The sequence below is a fragment of the Legionella sp. PC1000 genome, assembly GCF_014109805.1.
GTDB classification, from domain to species: domain Bacteria; phylum Pseudomonadota; class Gammaproteobacteria; order Legionellales; family Legionellaceae; genus Legionella; species Legionella resiliens.
The window spans coordinates 3,418,771-3,440,047 of sequence record NZ_CP059400.1 but is presented as its reverse complement, the minus strand read 5'-3'; the positions used below and the strand labels follow the sequence as shown (position 1 = coordinate 3,440,047).

Genomic DNA, 21,277 nt, shown 5'->3' with positions numbered 1-21,277 from the left:
TGCATTTCCTCAGGTCTCCAAGTTTCAACTATATTGATAAGTCATCGATGAGTATTTCTTCTTCATCCACATCTTCAGTTGCTAAATCAAGCCCTTGTCTATGCTTATTCATTGTAGAGATGACATTCTCTCCAGCGGATTTCCAGAAGAGCAATGATTTGGTTGATGAATAGCCCACATGGGTATAAATTGCAAGTGCAATTAATCCTGGGACGATAAAACTTAAAAGAATTCCTGCGGCGATTAAGGCATTTTGACAATAGCGGTCCCATTCCCCATCACGATGCTTTTTGAGTTCTGCTTCAGCAAGGTCCATTTTTTTGTAAAATAAGCGCAAGCGCATTTGGGGGTGGGGAATATGTTCTTTATTTTGCAAAATTCTAAGCAGTCCGGTTACCTTTTGAATCTTAACATTAATCTTATCATCCTCTTTTTTTATTTCATCATCTTGTTCCAATTCATTAGGTCTATTGGATAATTGAGACTTGAGTAACGCTAAATATTCTTCCGTTAATGGAATGAGCTTTTTATTTATAAGCAGTAAATACTCAGCTTCTTTATTATCATTCAGTGCTGCATGATATTTGATTTTTTTGCTTTTTTCGGCAATTAATGAAGCATTCGTTCTTCTTTCTTGCTCCACTTTTTCCGTAATTTGCTCTTGCAACTTTTTAATGCGATTAGCAAGTTCTTCGTTTTCATGTTCTAAAACAGTTTTTTCTTGTTTGAGTCTATCAACTACACCGTATTTATTGATGGCATGGCGTTCAACTAATTCTTGGAATGTTCCTTTTTCTGCAGGCGCAGGCAGTGCATTGGGTCGGTCTCGATAAAATTTTTGTGCTGCGATGTCGATTAAGGCCTCGGCTTTTTTTCGAAGAGACAGTTCATGTTTATTGAAAATGGCTTCCTCAGTTACAAATAACCGGCCTAGTGCCGCAGTATCATTAATAAAGACCCCTATTTGATGATACAATTTTTCAAATTCATCAAAAGAGCTGCCATGATGCTCCTTAAATCGTTCAGTAAGTTGTTCAACTAAACTTTCTTCCGTACTGTTATCTTTAGGTAGTTGTTCCCCTAATTGTCGGCAGATGTAAGCTATTTTTATACTGACTGGATAATCTGCTAATCGAGCAAACTCCTCGCTGTCAAAGATCCTGATAATTTCGGGATTAACTTCTGCGCCTGAATACCTTTCATCTTTATTGATCTGAGTTAATAAGGCATTAAAAAAGTATTTTAAATTTGCATCTGTTGGTGTTTGTAAACGCGTAAATTCTTCTTCTAAATTTGCATGCTGTTGTCCAACAGTCTGAATTATTCCTTTTAAACTCAAATCAGTGAGGTCTGATACAAATTTTTTTATCGTTTCATTTTCTATTTTTGCTAATTCAGTAAACTCGGCAAATATGTCAATGACTGCTGCAAACAGCTCTTCTTTCTCTTTTTGCTTTTTCTCCTCACTCCAATCATCGGTAAGATATTGTTGGTTTACTCTTTGTATTAATGCACCAAAAGAACTTAAAACATCTTGGCGTGCACTTTCACTGTCAAGTATTGCTGTTGCTGCAATTGAGTGCTCAGTAAGGGAGGCTGAAAGATTAGATATTTTTCTAATGTTTTTAGATAATACATTTTTTGCTGATTTTATCAAAGCAGGCAAGCTATGATCTTCATGTGAATCAACTTGAAGTATTTTGAAAAAATACTCTTTCATTAAGGTACTGTGCTCTTCATTAACATACCCGATATTTTTAGGAAAAACCTCTGTTAAAAGACCGTATTTATGGCTGGTGCGCAGCATTTTTCTTTGAGGAGCCACGCCCATAAATGTGTAATGAGTTGCATTAAACGCTTCATATGCAGATCTGTTTTCATAAATTTTGTCATAGAGCTTGCGAAAAATAGTTGGGAAATCAAGATCTGCTACATCAATGCCCTCGCTAATGTCCATTTCTTTAAGAAAAGCGAGATATTTTTTCCCTAAGCCGGTAGGCTCATGAAAAATTTCTCGTGCGTCTTTAAATGCAACTCCATGTGATGTTAAAAAATTAAGTAATTTAAAAATCATTAATTTTTGCACGTGTGTCGCTTTGGTTTTATCAGGGGAAACGACAACATTTTGTTGTGATGCATTACTTCCGGCAGAACCTGTACCATGATGTCCAGGCAGGGTATGTCGAACTATTGTTTGTTCAGGATTTGAAGCCTCAACGTAGATTGGGGTAAAGCCCCAATCAGAGCGTTCATTTTCGTAATAGACGAATTCAGCATGTTTCACAAAAGATGGAAGAGTAAAAAAACGTTCGTCATACCATGTCACTGGCCAACAGTCTCCAGGAACCGGATCAATGATAAAAAGATTCATTGATGCATTGGCAATATTAGTTTTTAGTGCATTAAACCATCGCCCTTGGTCTTGATTTTCTTTAGGTAGTTGGGTTAATAAAGATTTAATAATATCAGGAGTGTTATTAAAAGGTTTGCCACTTTTCCTGGCTGTTTGTTGTTGTGTTAGCTCTTTGATTAGTTGTTCGAGATTTTCACAAGAATTAATGGCTTTTTTTATCGCATCGAGTTCATGCGCGATGAGAACAGATTCAACCCCGCCTCTGCTGTGTGCGATATCATTAAGTTCAGTTTGTCCACGGACAAGAGCGTTTAAAGCGATACCCAGGCCAATTCCAATTTTTTCGCCAACATCGCTTCCATCTGTTTTGGGCCCATTAACAACAGCGACTTCCGAAGATTGATACGGAGCAAGTTGTTTGTGATTAATTAGAGGGCGCTCTTCTGTTTTAATTAATGTAGAAACAATACTTAGAGTTTCTCCCTTAGGGTAATATTCCTGTACTGTATCCCCCTTTTTTAAGGACTTGGTTTTCTTCTTGCTTTTTAGAGTGGGGGTATATACTGTATCGGTCCCCAGCATCGTAAGGGTAAATGATTCTACTTTATTAAACATCTCATGCCGCTTATTAATTCACACTAGCGAACTATAATGCATATTGAATAAAAATAAAATATTCATGGGCTTAAGTGAAACAAATTGTTATTTATTTAATCAAATAAGGCTTCTATAAAATATCGAGAGTATATAACTTGCACTGTGTTGATGCATTAGCGATAATTTCTCTTTTTTTGTCTGTGAGGGGATTTGTTTTGAATGTATTTATAAATGAGTCACAGGCTCAAACACAAGCATGTGTTATTTGGATGCATGGGTTAGGGGCTGATGCATCCGATATGATGGGTTTGGTCGATCAGTTAACGATTGCAGATGTAGCGATACGCCATGTATTTATTAATGCCCCCCAACGCCCAGTTACATTAAATGGTGGGATGGTCATGCCTGCGTGGTACGATATTATCGGTGTCAAATTAATTGATAGGGAAGATAAAGAAGGGATTGAACAATCGGAATCACTGATTCGTAAAGTCATAGATGAACAATTAAATGATGGTTTTAGATACAATCAAATTTTCCTGGCAGGATTTTCACAAGGAGGAGCTATGGCTTTGCATACAGCTCTTCATACACCGGCTCGCTTGGGAGGCGTTGTTGCTTTGTCTGCTTATTTACCTTTAGCTGCGCAGACCAGGTCAAATCTGGATAAAAGCACACCTTTTTTTATGGGGGCAGGACAATTCGATCCCCTGGTTTTACCTCAATGGACTGAATCTAGTAAAGATTGGTTACTGAAAAAGGGATATGAACATACTTCTTATTATAAATATCCTATGGAACATTCAATTTGTTTTGAGGAAATTAAAGATTTGAGTCTTTGGTTTAGACATAAAATTCGGGGAGAAGCATAATGCCCATAGTGAAAAAGTCTCGTACGGTCAATTATACCTGTGAGCAAATGTTTTCGTTGGTGAATGAAGTAGAGCGTTATGCGGAATTTCTACCGTATTGTACAGAAAGCTTAGTGCATCATCGCGATGAAGATGAAGTGCAGGCCACTTTAGTTATTGGTGCTGCAGGAATGAGTAAATCCTTTACTACACGGAATCGATTACAAATTAATAAAATGATCGAAATTCGTCTTGTTGATGGTCCATTCAGTCATTTAGAGGGCTTTTGGCGTTTTGATGAAGTGGAAGAGGGATGCAACGTTTCGTTTGACTTGGAATTTGAATTTGCAGGGCGCATGTTTTCCATGCTGCTTGGCCCCGTGTTTGAACAAATAACGGATAAAATGGTCGATTCCTTTTGTGAAAGAGCCAAGGTAATTTATGGTGAAGGTTGAGTTGGTTTATGTGGCTGTAGATAAAAGTACAGTACATATGACTTTAGATCTAAAACAAGGGGCAACAGTTTTCGATGCCCTTAATGTATCAGGAATATACGATACTCATCCTGAAACGCGAAACATGGCCGTTGGAATTTATGCAAAACAAGTTTCTTTGGAGCACATGCTTCAAGAAGGTGATCGAGTAGAAATATACAGGCCTTTGGTTTTAGATCCAAAAGAAAAACGACGTCAAAAGGCAACAAGCACTCGCCGGCGCGCATAGCCTATAACCAGAGTGAGAGGACATAAGCCATCACCCTGGTTATAGGCTGCAACACATGCAAATAATACCCATCATTTTTTGGTTATTCTTGATTAACATCTGGGTGATTAAGCGATGCTACGCCTGGCTTTAGTTTGCTGCGCTCTATATGTGTCAATCGATCGTTGTGAAAATACAAGCTCGCTGTTGCCATAGTCATATAGCCACGGCCTCTGCGCCAGGTGTAGGCATAATCCCAGCGATCATTATTAAATGTGGGACTTAATAAACTGGTTCCCATTAATATAGCAACATCATTTTTACTCATTCCTATTTTGAGACGATTAATTTTTGATTGTGGTAATAAATTCCCCTGCTGAACTACGCGCCGAGATAGATCAAAAGAAGAACATTGGGTAAGAGTTAGGGTACATACGATTCCAAGTAGAAAAATTATTATTCTCATTTTTTTTGCCTATCGTGAAAAATTTCGCCATAATAACACGTCATTTACTGAAAGACACCTGGAGCATTAATGGAAGAAAGTAAGCAGCTTAAGAATGCTGGATTGAAAATTACTTTACCGCGTTTAAAAGTATTGCAAATATTAGAGCAATCTCCCAATCATCATTTAAGTGCGGAAGGCGTTTACAAGGCACTATTAGAAACAGGAGAGGATGTTGGCCTTGCAACAGTTTATCGCGTATTAACTCAATTTGAGGCAGCAGGATTAGTGACTCGGCATAATTTTGAAGGGGGACACTCAGTATTTGAATTGAGCCAGGGAGCTCATCATGATCACCTTGTTTGCATCAAATGTGGTTGTGTTGAAGAGTTTGTTGATGAAATCATTGAACAAAGACAAAAAACAATAGCTGAGCATGCACATTTCCAGATGACAGATCATGCATTGAATATTTATGGGATATGTCCTCGGTGCCATAAAGGCGAATAAAACTCTGTAGTTTTATTTTTCTTTTTTCTTCACAAGAAAATAGGTCTTTACTTCACCAATTCCCTTCATTTCCAAAACTCCCCGTGGTTCAACAATGAATTCATCTTGGAGCATAAAAGCCATTTTTTCCGAGATTTGGATTTTATTGGGAAGAGAGGTTTCTTCCAGTCGACTGGCTAAGTTGACCACGTTTCCCCATATGTCATAAACAAATTTTTTATGGCCAATTATCCCCGCAATGACAGTACCATAGGTGATGCCAATACGAAATTGGAGTTGCATCTGATTTTCTTGATTGAAAGCCTGCATTTTGTCAAGAACAGCTAAAGCATAATTCGCCATATTGATTGCATGCCGTGTTGTTTGTTCAGGAACACCTGATACAGCCATATAGTTATCACCAATGGTTTTGACTTTTTCTATATGATATTTTTCGGTGAGTTTGTCGAGTTCAGCAAATAATCGATTTAAAATATTTACTGTTTTTTTTGCCCCCAAGTGTCCAGTTAACTGAGTAAAATTAATAATATCTGCAAACATAACACTGGCTTGGGAATATTCATCAGCAATATCTTCCTCTCCCATTTTTAAGCGTGAGGCAATCGACTCTGGCAAAATATTCAATAATAAAAGATCATTTTCTTCATTTACTTTAGATAATGTTTTTAATGCATGAATGATAAAAAAGAGCATAAGCAGTGTTGATAAAAGTGAGAGCCCAAGTGCTAAAGCGATAATTTTTGACATTTCGCGATCAATCTTTTCATTGATTAAGAATGTTCGAGTATTTACCAGAGTAAAAAACTCCTGTAAGGGCTTCATTACTTTTAATTTTGCTTGCAAATAGTCATCTCCAAAGACCATTTGTTGGGCTAGTTGCTGATTTGGTTTTCCAATAATCGTGTAATTTCCTGACTTATCCTGATATTTTCCATTAACAAGATTCATCGCTTTAATTTCGGTTTCTGCAAGTTTTTTGCTTTGATGCTCCGCTTCAGTCAGCAAGGAGAATTCTTTTAGAGTAAAACGATGTTCCAGCATCATTGCCACTAATGATTTTCCTGGGCCATAAGGTTGGGGGCGCTTATCGCCAAGGACAAAATCCAAATACAACTCGTCATAATTTAAAGGGCGAGGTGCGGTACCATTGCGTATTCCTAAGGTTTCATTATAGTGATCATAGTACTTTTTTTCACCTGTGATTACATAAAGACGCGACATCTCGGTTAAATCATCAGAAGTCTGGCGAAGTTGGTTCGCTAACGAATATAGTTGATAACGTTCATTTCCATCGATAACTTCTTGTACAGCAATGTGTTTTAATAAAAACAAACAAAAGATAAGGCCTGCAAGAGTGATTGCTAGAAAGAAGAAAAAAAGGTATAGAAGACGCGTGTTTTTAAGATGAAGTTTTCCTAGCACGTTTCTCTCGTTTTGGCTTATCAACTTACATTGAGAATAGCTCATTTATAATACTTGAGCTATTTCTAATAACTAATTTTAAATGCTATTCTTTAATGAAGAAGATATCTGTTTATTAGGGATTTTTAGGACAAGCTCGGACTTGATCCTTAACTTAGTTCAGGGATTATTAATGAAATTGTTATTTTTAGGGGCGGGCAGCGGTATCGGAACGGATTTCGGAAATTTTCAATCAAATATGCTACTTCTAACGGATAGTGGTAAGAAACTATTGATAGATTGTGGTACGGATATCCGTTTTTCATTAACTAAAGCGGGTTATATTCCTCGAGATATTGATGCGGTTTATATTAGTCATTTACATGCCGATCACATAGGTGGGATCGAATGGTTTGCCTTTCAACGTAAGTTTGCTTCTTCTAAGGGATCGCCTGAGTTAATTATTCATAAAGATTTAGTTCATCGATTATGGGAGCATAGCTTAAGTGGAGGATTGAAAACACTTGATGATAGAGAGGCAATTTTGAGTGATTATTTTGAGGTTCATTTAATCAATGACGAGCGCATTTTTAATTGGGAAGGGGTGAAACTGAATTTAGTTCAAACCATTCATATTTATTCCAATATGAAGCTGATGCCAAGCTATGGTTTAGCCATTGGCTATAAAGGAAAAACATTCTTCATTACTACCGATGCGCGGTTTACTCCAGAGCGTTTTGAAAAATATTATCGTGATGCAACGCTTATTTTTCACGATTGCGAAACTATGGAAACCCCCAGCGGCGTACATGCCCATTTCAATCAGTTAGATACGTTGGATCCAAAAATTAAAGCAAAGCTTTGGTTATATCATTACAATGATGGAGAGTTACCCGATGCCCAATCGCATGGTTTTGCTGGTTTTATTCGTTGTGGCCAGGAATTTGATCTGACTTAACGTAATTATTCATTTAAAAAATTCAATACAAAAAACAAAAACTTTGAAAAAATTATCTTTTGAAAATTAAACACAGCCTATCCTTATTACAAATAAGAAAAACTCGAGTTTCTGCTTAAAGTTTTATGTGTTTCATTGATATAATGGGTCTCACTTTAGAATCGTTGATATGGATATTTATGTGGATTGTATGGATTGCGCTTTCGCGACCTTACACGTTTATTGTAATGGCTCTAATGCTTCTTATTATTGGGCCTTTAGCAATAATGCGAACTCCTACTGATATCTTTCCTGACATCAATATTCCCGTTGTAAGTGTTGTATGGAGTTTTACGGGTTTACCTCCTGATGAAATGGGTAACCGCATTACGAGTGTGTTTGAACGTGCGGTAACGACTACAGTGAATGATATTGAACATATTGAGTCCGAATCACTCATTGGCGTCAGCGTGGTCAAATTGTTCTTCCACCCTAATGTGAATGTCGATATGGCTTTGAGTCAGGTCACGGCAATTGCACAAACGATGCTGCGTAATTTGCCACCAGGGACTTTACCACCATTGATACTAAACTATAAAGCCTCAACGGTTCCTGTTTTACAACTTGTATTGTCGAGTGCGACGATTCCAGAACAGAAGTTAAATGATTTGGGGAATAACTTTCTTCGTACGCAACTAGCAACAGTACAAGGAGCCGCATTACCCTATCCTTATGGAGGAAAAGTACGTCAAATTCAGGTTGATTTGGATATTCCTGCAATGCAAACTTATGGAGTTTCTGCACAAGAGATTAATAATGCCATTCTTGCCCAAAACCTCATTATCCCTGCAGGGACACAAAAAATAGGTCAGTATGAATACATCGTCAAATTAAATGGTAGTCCGCTTTCAGCGGTTGATTTAAATGACGCCCCGGTTAAATCTACCCCAGGCCGAATTTTGTATGTCCGTGATGTTGCTCATGTTCGTGATGGGTTCGCACCGCAAACTAATATAGTGCGAGTAGACGGACAACGGGCAGTAATGATGTCAATTCAAAAAACGGGGAGTGCATCTACTTTAGAGATCGTTAATCGGGTAAAAGCTTTAATGCCAAAAGTAAAAGACATGCTTCCTCAAGGACTTAATTTATCCTATTTTGCGGATCAATCAATCTTTGTGACTGCCGCTATCCGGGGTGTAATTACTGAAGGTGTAATTGCTGCAGCATTAACGGGACTTATGATTTTACTCTTTCTAGGCAGTATGCGTAGCACTTTGATTATCACGTTGTCTATTCCCTTATCTATTATTGCATCGATTACTATTCTTTCTGCTTTAGGAGAGACAATCAATATTATGACCTTGGGTGGTTTGGCTCTTGCTGTGGGTATTTTAGTTGATGATGCTACGGTTGCTATTGAAAACATTAACTGGAATTTGGAGCAAGGCAAGGAAGTAGAACAGGCTATTCTTGATGGTGCAAAACAGATTGCAATACCCGCTCTCGTATCGACTTTATGTATTTGTATTGTTTTTGTACCTATGTTTTATTTGGGGGGCGTTGCTCAATATTTATTTGTGCCTTTAGCTGAGGCAGTAATTTTTGCCATGCTTATGTCTTATATTTTATCACGCACGCTTGTTGCTACCCTCGCAAAGTATTGGTTACACAAACATGAACTGATGGCAGAGGAAGAAAAGAAAAGTCGGCTTGCTCGCGTACATGAAGCATTCGAAGAAAAATTTACCTTATTACGTACGCGATATTCTGAATCATTATCTTGGGTATTGAATAATACTAAAGTGTTTATTTCCTGCTTTTTAGGTTTTGTGGGTATTTCAATCGTGTTGCTCTGGCCGTGGCTTGGTTCAAATTTTTTTCCTGATGTAGATGCAGGACAAATTAAATTACATATAAGTGCCCCGACAGGAACTCGGGTAGAGGAAACAGCACGCATAGTGGATAATATCGATACAGTAATTCGCCAAGTAATCCCTCCAATGGATTTGGAAAGTATTGTTGATAATATCGGTTTGCCTGTAAGTGGAATTAATTTATCTTACAGTAACTCGGCAACGAACGGCCCGGAAGATGCGGACATTTTAATTTCCTTGAAAGCTGGGCATAGACCCAGTTCGGATTATGTGCATCAATTAAGATCGGTTCTGAGAGATCATTTTCCACAAGTTACTTTCGCATTTTTACCTGCGGATATCGTAAACCAAATTATCAATTTTGGTTTGCCATCCCCCATTAACATTCAGGTTATTGGCTTAAAAAAGGAAGATAATGCTCATTATGCCAATAACCTAATGAATCAGTTAAAACGGATCCCGGGTCTTACTGATGTTCGTATAAGACAATCCAATAATTATCCTGAATTTTTTGTGAATGTTGATCGTAGCATGGCAAAAGAACTTGGATTTACCCAGCTCAATGTTGCTACTGATTTATTAGTTACACTATCGGGTAGTTTTCAAACTACACCCACATTCTGGTTGGATCCTAGAAATGGAGTTTCTTATCCGATTGTTACCCAAGCACCGCAATATGTGATGACTTCATTAAATGATTTGCTTAATATTCCGTTTGGAAGTGTAACACTACCTAGCCAACTGCAAATTTTAGGTTCTTTTGCCAAACTGAAGCGTACTGTGACTTCAGTCGTTGAGTCACATTATAACGTTCAGCCAGTGATTGATATTTTTGCTTCAATACAAGATAGAAATTTAGGAGCAGTGACTAAAGACATCCAAAGAATTATTCAGGATACCCAAAAAGATTTGCCTAAAGGATCTTCAGTAGCTATCCGGGGACAGATTGATACTAAAGAACATGCATTTAATGGGTTGTATTGGGGATTGGCATTCTCAATTTTGTTAGTTTATCTGCTGATTGTTATTAACTTTCAATCCTGGACCGATCCTTTTATTATTATCACTGCCTTACCTGCAGCTATTGCGGGAATTGCGTGGATGTTATTTATTACCCATACCGCACTTAGCGTGCCAGCCCTAACAGGAGCAATTATGTGTATGGGGGTTGCCACAGCGAATAGCATCCTCATTATCAGTTTTGCTCGAGATCATCTTGCAACTGAAAATGATCCAATGAAAGCGGCGCTTGAAGCAGGAAAGACCCGTTTACGACCCGTAATGATGACCGCATTAGCCATGATAATTGGTATGTTTCCTATGGCATTGGGCTTAGGGGATGGAGGCGAACAGAATGCTCCATTAGGCAGGGCTGTAATTGGAGGGCTATCTTTTGCAACGATGGCAACACTCTTTTTTGTCCCGGCTGTTTTTTACGTCATTCATCAACGCAAATTGGAAAAGACGCAAGGGAAGGAACATGCTTAAAACAATTCAATCGCATTTAAAGGGTCACAAGCATAGGCGACTTATTATCGCTATTTCTGTTTTTTTATTTATTATTTTAGTGATGATTATTTTTCGTATTTCTGCAGCAATCAACTTACGTAACGAGACTCTTGCGGCTGCTGTTCCTGTAGTACGCGTGATGACGGCAGAACAAGAGAAAGGAGTGGACAAAATTATTTTACCAGGCAATGTTCAAGCCTGGCATGAATCACCTATTTTTGCACGAGCTAATGGTTATATAAAAAAATGGTATGTAGATATTGGTAGTCATGTGAAGAAAGGTGATTTGCTTGCTGTTATTGAAACGCCTGAACTTGATGCACAAGAGCGTCAAGCAAGAGCTGATTTGAAGACTGCAATAGCAAATAATCAATTGGCACAAATTACTGCAAGACGTTGGCTTAATTTAGTAAAAACGAAATCTGTTTCCCAGCAGGAAACTGACGAAAAAGTAAGTACGGCTGCAGCTTTGGACGCAGCGATGTTTGCCGCAAAAGCTAATTTGCAGCGATTGCAAGAGCTAGTTGGGTTTCAACGTGTTATAGCCCCTTTTGATGGAGTTATCACAGCTCGAGCTACAGATATTGGTGACTTAATTGATGCTGGGAGTAGTTCAACAGCACCACCCTTATTTCGTATTGCCCAAACAAAGCCTTTGCGAATTTATGTCAAAATTCCCCAGTATTATTCTTCTCGAATTAAACCGGATATGACCGTCAAACTCCATTTTGCGGAGCATCCCAAGCAAGTTTTTCCGGCCAAATTATTTGAAACAGCACAAGCGATTGATCCTAAGACGCGTACTTTACTCGCTCAATTTGTTACGCCGAACAAAAATGGAGAATTGTTACCGGGCAGTTATACTGAAGTTTGGTTGAGTTTGCCTATTCCTCCTAAAACGGTCATTTTACCTGTCAACACTTTGCTCTTCCAGGCACCAGGATTACAGGTAGCTACATTAGATAAAGACAATAAGATTGTCTTAAAGTCCGTTACTCTTCGGCGTGATTTTGGCTCAACAGTTGAAATTGCTACTGGGGTATTACCGGGTGATCGCGTGGTACTTAATCCTCCTGATGCAATTAGAAATGGGGAAACTGTGCGAGTTGTTTCATGAAAAAAATGATTCGATTTTTTTCTAAACGCCCTGCAGTGCGAAAAATACAAGGAAAAACGGAGCGTAGAACGGTATACATTAAGCCGCATGAAACAGAGTTTTTAGCTATTGGCATACTCGTTTTTGCATTGACCGGTTGTTCTTTCGCTCCCCAATACCATCGTCCTGCCATGCCTATTCCCGCACACTTCAAGGAACCGGGTAAATGGTTGGAAATTAAATCTACGCCACGAATTGTTACTCCAAATGGTTGGTGGCGCGCTTTTCATGATCCAGTATTAAATGATTTGGAAAACCAACTGAATAGTGCAAACCAAGATTTGAAATTGGCTTACGCTCATTTTCAGGAGGCGGTTTCTTTAGTACAAGTTGCTCGATCCTATTTTTTCCCCACGATTCAAGGAATATTCAATGCGGATAGACAGCAAAATTCACGAACCGTTGCAAATCCTGTAAGTACGCCAGTTTTTAATCAATTTTTGCTGGGTGGTTTTCTCTCTTATGAGCTGGACGCATGGGGAAGTATCCGCAATTCGTTTATTGCCAGTGAACGTAGTGCGAATGCAAGTGCTGCGGATATGGCTTCAATTCGGTTGAGTTTGCAAGCAGAGCTTGCGAATACTTATTTTGCGTTAAGAGGTAGTGATGAGGCGCAACGTATCTTGGATACGACTGTTGTAGCCTACCAAAAAGCTCTTTATTTAACGAAAAATCGTTATCAAGGAGGGGCAGCGCCTATAGCTGAGGTAGATGAAGCAGAAACTCAGCTTGAGAATGCAAAAACCCAGGCAGAAGACGTGCGGTTACAACGAGCTCAACTGGAGCATGCAATCGCAGTATTAGTTGGAGAAATACCCAGTAATTTTTCCATATCTCCTGGTAAGTCGCCCAGAGTTTTTCTGGAAATAGCGCCAAATATACCGTCAACTATTCTGGATAGAAGACCTGATCTCATTGCTGCGGAATCCAGGGTTCAAGCTGCAAATGCAAATATTGGCGTAGCACGAGCTGCTTTTTTTCCTGTGATTGAATTAACGGGAAGTGCTGGTTTTCAAAGCAGGAGCCTCGCGAATCTCATCTCAAAACCAAGCCTTTTTTGGTCACTTGGTCCTCAGAGCTTATTGAGTTTAAGTCAACCTGTAGCACAAGTAACCCTTTTTGATGGCGGTCGATTGCGAGGTTTATTAAATCAGGCTAAAGCCCAGTATTTTGAAACCGTTGCTACGTATCGGCAAACAGTATTAACTGCATTCCAGGAAGTAGAGGATAATCTGATTGCGATTCATCAGCTTGATAAAGAATATCGGACTCAAAAAGCAGCGGCTCGCGCGGCCAAACGGGCTTGGGATCAAGAGTTGTATCGGTATAAAGGAGGGCTTGTTACTTTTCTGCAGGTTGTGGTTGTTGAAAATACTGCATTACAATCAGAGCTTTCATTAGTCAACATCCATACTCGCAGGCAAATTGCCAGTATCCAGTTAATTAAAGCTTTGGGGGGTGGTTGGTCTTTAGATATGGGTAAAAAAACTAAAGCAACATCTTATTCTAAGGGTACGGTAGAAATAAGCTATGGATAAAGGTAGTCCCTTAAGCCTTTATCCTCATCAAAGATTTGCTGTATTAATCAAGATTAATGGTATAAGAGTAGCTGCCAATACCATCGTATACCGTATCAATATAGCGAATTCCATTGCACGAAGCGCTAACAGTTGGATGGTTCATCAATGGACCATCTTTAATATCAAGAACACACCAATTTTCAGCATCATAGGCGACAGTAACATGAGCATAGCCGCTGCGACATGCGAATGAGTCTCTGATTTCAAAACTGCGAGGACCAATTAATTGAAGAATAACATCCTGATCGCTAAATCCACTGACCACATAGATACCAGGATGGGATGCATCACTTAAACGAAAATAATCTTTATATCCACACCAAGATTTATCGGCGTGTGCATTCATCATCATCAAGCTGGTTGTCGCCAGTACCATCCATTTTTTCATAACTGAGCCCCTTTTTTATTATTAAAATCTGGTGCGATTATAGGGAAGTATTGAATACAAAACAATCACTCTGTTGTAATCCCTTCAGATGATGAATCTAGGTTTAATTTAGGCAAATGATGCTTTCTGAGTCAAAACACTATCTGTTTTGAAGTGCGAATCCTTCGTTAAAACAGCAGATTATCCACCACAGTTTAAAAGGTGGGTTTTTTATTTTAGTGTGATTTCGTACTTTGTATGGGATTATTTTTTAATAAATTAGAGTAAAGACAATAACTAATAGGAGCTCCTGATACTTACTATAATTAAGCATCCTATTGGTTAAACTCATTGATTAATTTCTAACTTTATTAAAAAATGGTCTAGAATAATCTACAGGAAGAACGATTTTAAAAACAAAAAAAGAGGGGAAAAAACCATGAACATTCTGAAAAAAATAATAATGGTAAGTATTTGTCTTACAACACTGGGTTTACTAAGCTCTTGTGGCACAGTTCACGGTTTTGGGAAAGACGTATCTACCGTGGGTAAAGATATTCAAAGAGCATCACGATAGTTTCTACTAACTCCCTACAACACAGGTTGTGGGGAGTATTACTAATGAAGCATTAATCTTCAGGTTATTTTATTACATCGGGATACAAAAAGAAGACTCAGAAACTTTATTCTTTTGAGTTTCATTTTTACTGCCGAATAAACGCAATGGATTTGTAGATGATTTGCCCCAAATGGATTGATTGATCCATCCCAAGGGGTAAATTGTTCCATGCTTCGAAAAAAGCATGATTTTAAAATTTTCTGCTGCGAATTGTTATTTGAGAACTTCAGGTAGCGTTTGGGTTTTCCAAAACTTTAGCAACAGCGAATATTTTTCCAGGGGCAATTGATGGGCATAGACACGTAAGTTGGTACTAATTGCACCTTATGATCATTTGTTGTTCAGCTATATTGAACTGAAATGCACTCAATTTCACTAAAACTGTCAACCCATTTTAATCCATGATAAATTATTCATTCAATGATTTGCAAAGGATTGTGTTTAGTGGTTGATTTGAGACAGCATCTAAAAGTTTTTATCCTTATATCGCTGGGCACGGTGCTGCAAACTTCGTGTATGGTTGGGCCTAATTTTCATTCGCCCAATCCACCTAAAGTCAAAAAATATACTGAAAAACCGCTACCCGCAAAAACAGTAAGTACCCCTGGCTCTGGTGGCCAAGCCCAAGCTTTTATAACCAATAAAGATATTCCTTTATTGTGGTGGGAGCTTTATCATTCACAGGAATTGAATCAACTCATTCGAATGGGCTTAGCCAATAGTCCTAATTTAGCTGCCGCTTCTGCAGCCTTGCGTCAAGCTCAGGAAAATCTCAAAGTTCAAATAGGTAATTCAATGTGGCCGTCAATCGATGCCAGTCAGATGGTGCAAAGACAACGTTATTCAGGTTTGCAAATAGGTATTCCAGCTGACAGTGTAACGTTTAATCTCGTTTATACTTCATTTAATTTATCCTATACCTTGGATGTTTTTGGGGGAGCACGCCGTCAAATTGAAGCATTAAAAGCCCAGGTTGATTACCAACAATTTCAAGTAATTGCTGCTTACCTGACGTTGACTTCTAATATTGTTACTACATCAGTAGCAATTGCATCCTATCAAGCACAAATTGATGCGACTTTTGATTTAATCAAGGCAGAACAAGGACTTCTTGATATTTTAAACAAACAATATCGGTTAGGAGCCGTTTCCCAAGAAAATGTATTAACTCAACAAACCTTGTTTGAGCAGACCAAAGCGACTTTACCGCCACTTCAAAAAAACTTATCTCAGGCCAAGCACGCTTTATCCACGCTTGTAGGTGTTTTTCCGGAAGCTCCCTTACCCATTATTAAATTGGATCACTTGAAATTACCCATAGAGCTGCCTGTGAGTTTGCCTTCAAACCTTGTTCGCCAACGTCCTGATGTACGCGCTTCTGAGGCATTACTTCATGAAGCATGTGCTCAAATTGGGGTAGCAACAGCCAATTTATTCCCGCAATTTACTATTACCGCCAATGAGGGATGGCTTAATACCTCGTTTGCAAACCTTTTTACCAAAAGACACGAGGTTTGGGCTTTAACTGGACAAGTGGTTCAGCCTTTGTTTCATGGGGGCGCTTTATTTGCACAACGGCGCGCTGCAATAGCAGCCTATCAACAGACGGCAGCACAATACAAACAAACTGTATTACAAGCTTTCCAAAATGTGGCAGATGTCTTAAGAGGATTAGAAGTTGATGCACGTACATTGCAAGCACAAATAAAGGCCGAAAATGCGGCACGAGATGCTTTAAATCTTACGCTAAAGCAATATCGCTTAGGCGGAGTGAGTTACATCAATTTATTAAACGCACAACAGCAGTATCAACAGACGCGAATTAGTCGTATTCAGGCTCAAGCGGTGCGTTACAGCGATACTGCTGCATTATTCCAGGCCTTAGGCGGGGGCTGGTGGCATAAACCCTGGTGTGTCAAAGAGTGTCTATGATGAAAGAAATTTTTTTGAAAAAACAGATGATTATTATGTTAGTTTTGGTGGGTATTCTTTTCAGCCTGATTTTTGGTTGGAAGGCTTTTGGCAACTACATGAGAAATCAATTTTTCCTCAAATCGAAGTCACCTGCGGTTACGGTATCCACAATGAAAGTTGAGGCTTCATTATGGCAACCTACTTTAAAAGCAGTAGGTAGTATGCGTACACGCCTTGGGGTGAATGTGACTACTGAACTTGCGGGTATGGTTCAGACGATCTATTTTACACCGGGTGCAATGGTTAAAAAAGGTGCTGTTTTGGTGCAATTAAATGCGGGGACCGAACTTGGATTATTGCATTCATTGCAAGCCCAGGTGGAATTAGCAAAAATTACCTATAAACGAAATAAAGCGCAATATGCTGTTCATGCAGTAAGCAAACAAACAGTAGATGCTGATGAATGGAATCTCAAGAATTTACAAGCCCAAGTTGCAGAGCAAGCTGCAACTGCGGAAAAAAAGACAATCCGTGCTCCTTTTGCAGGTCAATTAGGAATCAATAGAATTAATCCAGGGCAGTTTCTTAATGTAGGGGATACGGTAACTACATTACAGGCCTTAGATCCGATTTATGTTGATTTTTATTTACCTCAGCAAGATTTAGGGGCGTTAGAGATTGGACAAACAGTAAAGCTCACTACTAATACGTTTCCCGACAAGATTTTTCAAGGGAAAATCACTACCATTGAACCTATTGTAGATAGCGCTACCCGTAATGTGTTGGTAGAAGCGACTATCCCTAATCCTGATTTTCAATTGAAGTCAGGTATGTTTACTCGCGTTGAGGTTGCTGCAGGAATGAAAAAAAGCTATCTGACTTTACCGCAATCAGCGATTAGTTTTAATCCTTATGGTGATATTGTATATCTGGTTCAAGAAAGCAAACAAAAAGACAGCAATAATCAACCCATTCTTGTAGTTAAACAGGTTTTTGTAACTGTTGGTGATACACGAGGGGATCAAATTGCTGTTTTAAAAGGATTGCGCGCGGGAGATATTGTGGTTACTAGTGGTCAATTGAAGCTTAAAAATGGCAGTCGCGTCCTAATCAATAATAAAATACAACCAAGCAATGAAGCAACACCAAAGGTGGTTGAGAAATAACAACTCTCGTACCGCGCTTTATGCGCGGTATCCAGAACAATGCTTGATGTACTTTTGAATTCTGTTTCAAAGACGGAGCTGCTGATAAAGAGTATGAAAGCACAGGGTAAGAAATGGAGTGTTTTGTGAAGATCCCTCAAAAAGGGTACACCAGAACCCAGGCTACGCTTATGTAGTTTGGGTTGAGAATCTAAGGATTGTAAGAATGCGGTTTACGGATATTTTTATTAGAAGACCAGTACTGGCTACAGTGATTAGTTTGATGCTTTTAGCAATGGGCTTACGCTCTATTAATTCTTTACCGATAATGCAGTACCCGTTTACACAAAATGCCGTTGTAACTGTTACTACAACTTATACTGGTGCAGACCCGGATGTCATTGCCGGTTTTATTACGACACCTTTAGAGAATTCAATAGCTCAGGCTGGTGGTATTGATTATATGACGTCCATCAGTTCTTCTAGTACAAGTACGATCACCGTAAATCTCCTCCTAAATTACGATCCTTTGAAAGCATTGTCGGATATCACTACCAAAGTGAATGCAGTATTGAATCAGCTCCCTGAAAATTCACAGCAACCAGTAATTACTGTCACGGTTGGACAAACGATTGATTCGATGTATATAGGATTTTATAGCGATGAATTACCCATTAATAAAATTACCGATTATTTGATTCGGGTAGTACAGCCGAAATTACAGGCAGTTAATGGAGTGCAAAAAGCAGAAATACTTGGAAATCAAACTTTTGCGTTACGCGCATGGCTCGATCCAGTGAAGTTGGCAGGATACGGTATTTCTGCAGCAGAAATCGGAACTGCTCTTGCAAATAATAATTTTATTTCGGCAGTGGGTCGTACCGATGGACAGATGTTTGTGCAAAATCTTACTGCAAGTACCGATCTCACTGACGTCAATCAATTCAGGAATATGATTATTAAAGCTCAAAATGGAGCCATTATTCGTTTGGGTGATGTGGCTACCGTAGATCTAGGAGCACAAAATTATAACTCTTCAGTGAGTTTTGATGGGCGAACGGCAGTTTATATCGGTATTGTTGTAGCACCTTCGGCTAATCTTTTGACGGTAATTGATGATATTAAAAAAATATTTCCCACAATTCAGGAGCAATTGCCTCAAGGTTTGCGGGGAAACATTGTCTATGATGCCAGCTTATTTGTTAATTCTTCGATCCATGAAGTCATCCTTTCTTTATTAGAAGCATTTTTTATTGTAACCGTCGTTATTTTTCTCTTTCTTGGATCGATTCGTTCTGTTGTTATCCCAATTATTGCGATTCCTTTATCTCTTATTGGAGCTTTTTGGATTATGCTCATTTTGGGTTATTCAATTAACCTGCTCACTTTATTAGCTATGGTGCTTGCGATTGGCTTGGTAGTTGATGATGCGATTATTGTTGTAGAAAATGTGCAACGCCACATCGAGGAAGGAAAAACCCGATTTAAAGCTGCGTTATTGGGGGCACGTGAATTGGCGAATCCTATTATTGCAATTACCATTGTTTTAATTGCTGTTTACTTGCCTGTTGGTTTTATGGGGGGGTTGACTGGAGCTTTATTTACCGAGTTTGCTTTTTCGCTTGCTGGTGCAGTAACTGTTTCCGCAGTTATTGCATTAACTTTATCGCCTATGATGTGTTCCAAATTCCTTAAAACAGGGAAGGGGGACAACAAGGGACGTTTTATGACTTATGTCGATAATTCGTTTGCAAAACTCGAGAAATCTTATGAACGAATTTTGTCTGCAACATTAAATCATTTGCCAGTTGTCCTAGTATTTGCTGCGATTATCCTTTTTAGTAATTATTTTCTTTTTATCACTTCAGATTCGGAGTTGGCACCGCAAGAAGATCAAGGGATTATTATTGCCCAAGTTACTGCACCGGCAAACGCATCATTAGCCCAAACCCAACTTTACGCAAACGCTGTGAATAAAATTTTTAAAAAATATCCTGAAACAGACCACATTTTTCAAGTTGATGGTTATCAAGGATTAAATACCTCCATAATTGGTATGGTTTTAAAACCCTGGGATCAGCGTCAACGAACTTCAAATCAATTACAGCCCTTAGTTCAAGAAGAACTCAATAAGATTGCTGGGGCTAAAGTAGCTGCATTTCAATTACCTTCATTACCAGGAGGCGGGAGTGGGCTTCCTATTCAATTTGTGATTAATACGACAGAAACTTTTGATAAATTGAATGAAGTGTTACAGCGTATTTTAGATAAGGCCTATGCTACAGGTTTTTTTGCTTTTATTGATCCTGATCTTAAAATCGATAAAATTCAGACTAAGGTCAATTTAGATCGAGATAAAATATCCCAGTTTGGTTTAACCATGCAGGATATTGGTAATTTATTTGGGTCGGCTTTGAGCGAGGGATATATTAACTATTTTAATTTTGCGGGCCGTTCCTATCAGGTTATTCCACAAGTAAAGAGAGAGACGCGTTTAAACACAGATCAAATATTAAATTATTACATGAGGACTGCGTCAGGAGATTCAATTCCTCTTTCTACAGTCGCTACTTTGCAGCGACAAATAGTCCCTCAATCTTTAAATCATTTCCAACAGCTCAATTCCGCAACAATTTCAGCTGTTGCTTTTCCAGGTGTATCTATGGGGCAAGCCTTGGGTACTTTTGCTAATATTGCCAAAGAAATTTTGCCCCAGGGCTATTACATAGATTACGCGTCGCAATCACGACAATTTATTCAAGAAGGCGCAAATCTGATCATCACGTTTTTCTTTGCATTAATTATTATCTTTTTGTCATTAGCTGCTTTGTTTGAAAGTTTCCGTGACCCACTTATTGTTTTGATTAGTGTGCCTATGTCGATTTGTGGTGCAATGATTTTTGTTAGTTTGGGTATTGGTAATGCTAATCTGAATATTTATAGTGAAGTGGGTTTGGTTACATTAATTGGTCTTATCAGTAAGCATGGTATTTTGATCGTGCAATTTGCCAATGACTTACAAGCGAATGGGCAAAACAAGTTAGATGCCATTAAGTCAGCTGCTGCAATTCGTTTACGACCTATTTTAATGACCACAGCAGCTATGGTTTTAGGAGTTATACCCTTAATTTTTGCTACAGGTGCTGGCGCTGAAAGCCGTTATAATATTGGTTTAGTGATCGCAACGGGTATTTCAATTGGTACTTTGTTTACTCTTTTTGTTGTTCCCGCAATGTATCTGTGGTTAGCGGAAGATCATACAAAAAAAGCTGCAGCAGAACATTTAGATGAGGAAGAATCATTAGGATAGTTAC

At 38.7% G+C, this 21,277-nt stretch carries 15 protein-coding genes and 1 pseudogene; 12 read left to right on the top strand and 4 right to left on the bottom strand.

What is annotated here, in order from left to right; all coding sequences use genetic code 11:
• Window positions 1-28 precede the first annotated feature (28 nt).
• Window positions 29-2,968: a hypothetical protein gene (locus FOLKNPGA_RS15050; RefSeq protein ID WP_182350663.1), complete on the bottom strand. Its 2,940-nt coding sequence runs from the start codon at window positions 2,966-2,968 to the stop codon at window positions 29-31.
• A gap of 251 nt (window positions 2,969-3,219) precedes the next feature.
• Between FOLKNPGA_RS15050 and FOLKNPGA_RS15045 the strand changes: the two genes are divergently transcribed.
• The 3 genes from FOLKNPGA_RS15045 to FOLKNPGA_RS15035 are packed head-to-tail and all read left to right on the top strand — an operon-like array spanning window position 3,220 to window position 4,524.
• On the top strand, window positions 3,220-3,822 hold the full coding sequence (locus FOLKNPGA_RS15045; protein ID WP_232891339.1) for an alpha/beta hydrolase-fold protein: 603 nt from the start codon (window positions 3,220-3,222) through the stop codon (window positions 3,820-3,822).
• Entirely contained in the window at window positions 3,822-4,256 is a 435-nt protein-coding gene (locus tag FOLKNPGA_RS15040; protein WP_182350661.1) for a type II toxin-antitoxin system RatA family toxin, read from the top strand. Before FOLKNPGA_RS15045 ends, FOLKNPGA_RS15040 begins: the two co-directional genes overlap by 1 nt.
• Window positions 4,243-4,524 (top strand): RnfH family protein, encoded by a 282-nt coding sequence (locus FOLKNPGA_RS15035; RefSeq protein ID WP_182350660.1) that lies wholly within the window; start codon window positions 4,243-4,245, stop codon window positions 4,522-4,524. The genes FOLKNPGA_RS15040 and FOLKNPGA_RS15035 overlap by 14 nt, the downstream gene beginning before the upstream one ends.
• Before the next feature lie 82 nt (window positions 4,525-4,606).
• Here FOLKNPGA_RS15035 and FOLKNPGA_RS15030 read toward each other — a convergent pair.
• Window positions 4,607-5,000 (bottom strand): annotated as a pseudogene (locus FOLKNPGA_RS15030) (outer membrane protein assembly factor BamE).
• A gap of 38 nt (window positions 5,001-5,038) precedes the next feature.
• On the opposite strand from FOLKNPGA_RS15030, the gene fur reads away from it, so the two are divergent.
• Window positions 5,039-5,458, top strand: coding sequence for a ferric iron uptake transcriptional regulator (fur, locus tag FOLKNPGA_RS15025; protein ID WP_182350658.1), 420 nt, complete (start codon window positions 5,039-5,041; stop codon window positions 5,456-5,458).
• A gap of 12 nt (window positions 5,459-5,470) precedes the next feature.
• Here the strand turns inward: fur and FOLKNPGA_RS15020 are convergent, their stop codons facing one another.
• Window positions 5,471-6,880 carry an adenylate/guanylate cyclase domain-containing protein gene (locus tag FOLKNPGA_RS15020; protein WP_182350657.1) on the bottom strand — a complete coding sequence of 470 codons (1,410 nt, stop codon included), beginning with the start codon at window positions 6,878-6,880 and terminating at the stop codon, window positions 5,471-5,473.
• A 172-nt stretch (window positions 6,881-7,052) separates the two neighbouring features.
• Between FOLKNPGA_RS15020 and FOLKNPGA_RS15015 the strand changes: the two genes are divergently transcribed.
• From FOLKNPGA_RS15015 to FOLKNPGA_RS15000, 4 genes are all read left to right on the top strand, one after another.
• Window positions 7,053-7,817 carry an MBL fold metallo-hydrolase gene (locus FOLKNPGA_RS15015; RefSeq protein ID WP_182350656.1) on the top strand — a complete coding sequence of 255 codons (765 nt, stop codon included), beginning with the start codon at window positions 7,053-7,055 and terminating at the stop codon, window positions 7,815-7,817.
• Window positions 7,818-7,996: 179 nt separating this feature from the next.
• Window positions 7,997-11,161, top strand: coding sequence for an efflux RND transporter permease subunit (locus FOLKNPGA_RS15010; protein WP_182350655.1), 3,165 nt, complete (start codon window positions 7,997-7,999; stop codon window positions 11,159-11,161).
• A complete protein-coding gene (locus tag FOLKNPGA_RS15005) occupies window positions 11,154-12,299 on the top strand; it encodes an efflux RND transporter periplasmic adaptor subunit (protein ID WP_182350654.1) in 1,146 nt (381 codons plus the stop codon). The genes FOLKNPGA_RS15010 and FOLKNPGA_RS15005 overlap by 8 nt, the downstream gene beginning before the upstream one ends.
• Window positions 12,296-13,876 (top strand): efflux transporter outer membrane subunit, encoded by a 1,581-nt coding sequence (locus FOLKNPGA_RS15000; RefSeq protein ID WP_255465998.1) that lies wholly within the window; start codon window positions 12,296-12,298, stop codon window positions 13,874-13,876. Before FOLKNPGA_RS15005 ends, FOLKNPGA_RS15000 begins: the two co-directional genes overlap by 4 nt.
• Before the next feature lie 43 nt (window positions 13,877-13,919).
• Here FOLKNPGA_RS15000 and FOLKNPGA_RS14995 read toward each other — a convergent pair whose 3' ends face one another.
• The gene (locus tag FOLKNPGA_RS14995; RefSeq protein ID WP_182350653.1) at window positions 13,920-14,306 is read right to left on the bottom strand and encodes a hypothetical protein; all 387 of its coding nucleotides are present in this window, start codon (window positions 14,304-14,306) and stop codon (window positions 13,920-13,922) included.
• 418 nt (window positions 14,307-14,724) lie between these two features.
• Here FOLKNPGA_RS14995 and FOLKNPGA_RS14990 point away from each other — a divergent pair, with 418 nt between their 5' ends.
• From FOLKNPGA_RS14990 to FOLKNPGA_RS14975, 4 genes are all read left to right on the top strand, one after another.
• Window positions 14,725-14,862, top strand: a complete 138-nt coding sequence (locus tag FOLKNPGA_RS14990) for an entericidin A/B family lipoprotein (RefSeq protein ID WP_182350652.1) — start codon at window positions 14,725-14,727, stop codon at window positions 14,860-14,862.
• A 486-nt stretch (window positions 14,863-15,348) separates the two neighbouring features.
• Window positions 15,349-16,836 (top strand): efflux transporter outer membrane subunit, encoded by a 1,488-nt coding sequence (locus tag FOLKNPGA_RS14985; RefSeq protein WP_182350651.1) that lies wholly within the window; start codon window positions 15,349-15,351, stop codon window positions 16,834-16,836.
• Complete coding sequence (locus tag FOLKNPGA_RS14980; RefSeq protein ID WP_220471068.1) at window positions 16,836-17,984, top strand: efflux RND transporter periplasmic adaptor subunit; 1,149 nt, start codon at window positions 16,836-16,838, stop codon at window positions 17,982-17,984. Before FOLKNPGA_RS14985 ends, FOLKNPGA_RS14980 begins: the two co-directional genes overlap by 1 nt.
• Before the next feature lie 205 nt (window positions 17,985-18,189).
• Complete coding sequence (locus FOLKNPGA_RS14975; RefSeq protein WP_182350649.1) at window positions 18,190-21,273, top strand: efflux RND transporter permease subunit; 3,084 nt, start codon at window positions 18,190-18,192, stop codon at window positions 21,271-21,273.
• Window positions 21,274-21,277: the final 4 nt, after the last annotated feature.